This is a genomic window from Staphylococcus sp. KUGN1, from assembly GCF_045984185.1.
Taxonomy (GTDB): Bacteria; Bacillota; Bacilli; order Staphylococcales; family Staphylococcaceae; genus Staphylococcus; species Staphylococcus warneri_A.
Genome location: NZ_JBJQIL010000016.1, coordinates 1 through 1,876, shown reverse-complemented (window position 1 = coordinate 1,876; position 1,876 = coordinate 1). Strand labels below are relative to the sequence as shown.

General features: G+C 46.6%; 2 tRNA genes and 2 rRNA genes. All 4 read right to left on the bottom strand.

The window, feature by feature from the left end:
• Positions 1-784, bottom strand: a 23S ribosomal RNA gene (locus ACJQQZ_RS12510); the annotation flags it as partial.
• A 163-nt stretch (positions 785-947) separates the two neighbouring features.
• Positions 948-1,023 (bottom strand) — tRNA-Ala (locus ACJQQZ_RS12505).
• Positions 1,024-1,040: 17 nt separating this feature from the next.
• Positions 1,041-1,117 (bottom strand) — tRNA-Ile (locus ACJQQZ_RS12500).
• A 93-nt stretch (positions 1,118-1,210) separates the two neighbouring features.
• Positions 1,211-1,876: ribosomal RNA gene (locus ACJQQZ_RS12495) — 16S ribosomal RNA — on the bottom strand; the annotation flags it as partial.

Below are 1,876 nucleotides of genomic sequence, written 5' to 3'. Positions count from 1 at the left end.
TCGGTTCGGTCCTCCATTCAGTGTTACCTGAACTTCAACCTGACCAAGGGTAGATCACCTGGTTTCGGGTCTACGACCAAATACTAAACGCCCTATTCAGACTCGCTTTCGCTACGGCTCCACATTAGCTGCTTAACCTTGCATCAAATCGTAACTCGCCGGTTCATTCTACAAAAGGCACGCCATCACCCATTAACGGGCTCTGACTACTTGTAAGCACACGGTTTCAAGTTCTCTTTCACTCCCCTTCCGGGGTACTTTTCACCTTTCCCTCACGGTACTGGTTCACTATCGGTCACTAGAGAGTATTTAGCCTTAGGAGATGGTCCTCCCAGATTCCGACGGAATTTCACGTGCTCCGTCGTACTCAGGATCCACTCAAGAGAGTATATATTTTCGACTACAGGATTATTACCTTCTTTGATTCAACTTTCCAGATGATTCGTCTAATATATACTTTTGTAACTCCGTATAGAGTGTCCTACAACCCCAACAAGCAAGCTTGTTGGTTTGGGCTCTTCCCGTTTCGCTCGCCGCTACTCAGGGAATCGATTTTTCTTTCTCTTCCTCCGGGTACTAAGATGTTTCAGTTCTCCGGGTCTGCCTTCTGATATGCTATGTATTCACATATCGATAACATGACATAACTCATGCTGGGTTTCCCCATTCGGAAATCTCTGGATCAACGCTTACTTACAGCTCCCCAAAGCATATCGTCGTTAGTAACGTCCTTCATCGGCTTCTAGTGCCAAGGCATCCACCGTGCGCCCTTAATAACTTAATCTATGTTTCCATCCTACAGGAAACGCGTTATTAATCTTGTGAGTGTTCTTTCGAACACTAGCGATTATTTCTTATGAATTCAAGCTTTAAAACTCTAATTCACTCGGTTTTGCTTGGTAAAATCTATTTTACTTACTTATCTAGTTTTCAATGTACAAATATAATGGTGGAGACTAGCGGGATCGAACCGCTGACCTCCTGCGTGCAAAGCAGGCGCTCTCCCAGCTGAGCTAAGCCCCCATATGAATATTAATTAATGGTGGGCCTAAGTGGACTCGAACCACCGACCTCACGCTTATCAGGCGTGCGCTCTAACCAGCTGAGCTATAGGCCCATTAATTATTTGTAAAACAAACATTCAAAACTGAATACAATATGTCAATGTTATTCCTCATCTTCTACGAAGATGTTCCGAATATATCCTTAGAAAGGAGGTGATCCAGCCGCACCTTCCGATACGGCTACCTTGTTACGACTTCACCCCAATCATTTGTCCCACCTTCGACGGCTAGCTCCATAAATGGTTACTCCACCGGCTTCGGGTGTTACAAACTCTCGTGGTGTGACGGGCGGTGTGTACAAGACCCGGGAACGTATTCACCGTAGCATGCTGATCTACGATTACTAGCGATTCCAGCTTCATGTAGTCGAGTTGCAGACTACAATCCGAACTGAGAACAACTTTATGGGATTTGCTTGACCTCGCGGTTTAGCTGCCCTTTGTATTGTCCATTGTAGCACGTGTGTAGCCCAAATCATAAGGGGCATGATGATTTGACGTCATCCCCACCTTCCTCCGGTTTGTCACCGGCAGTCAACTTAGAGTGCCCAACTTAATGATGGCAACTAAGCTTAAGGGTTGCGCTCGTTGCGGGACTTAACCCAACATCTCACGACACGAGCTGACGACAACCATGCACCACCTGTCACTTTGTCCCCCGAAGGGGAAAACTCTATCTCTAGAGCGGTCAAAGGATGTCAAGATTTGGTAAGGTTCTTCGCGTTGCTTCGAATTAAACCACATGCTCCACCGCTTGTGCGGGTCCCCGTCAATTCCTTTGAGTTTCAACCTTGCGGTCGTACTCCCCAGGCG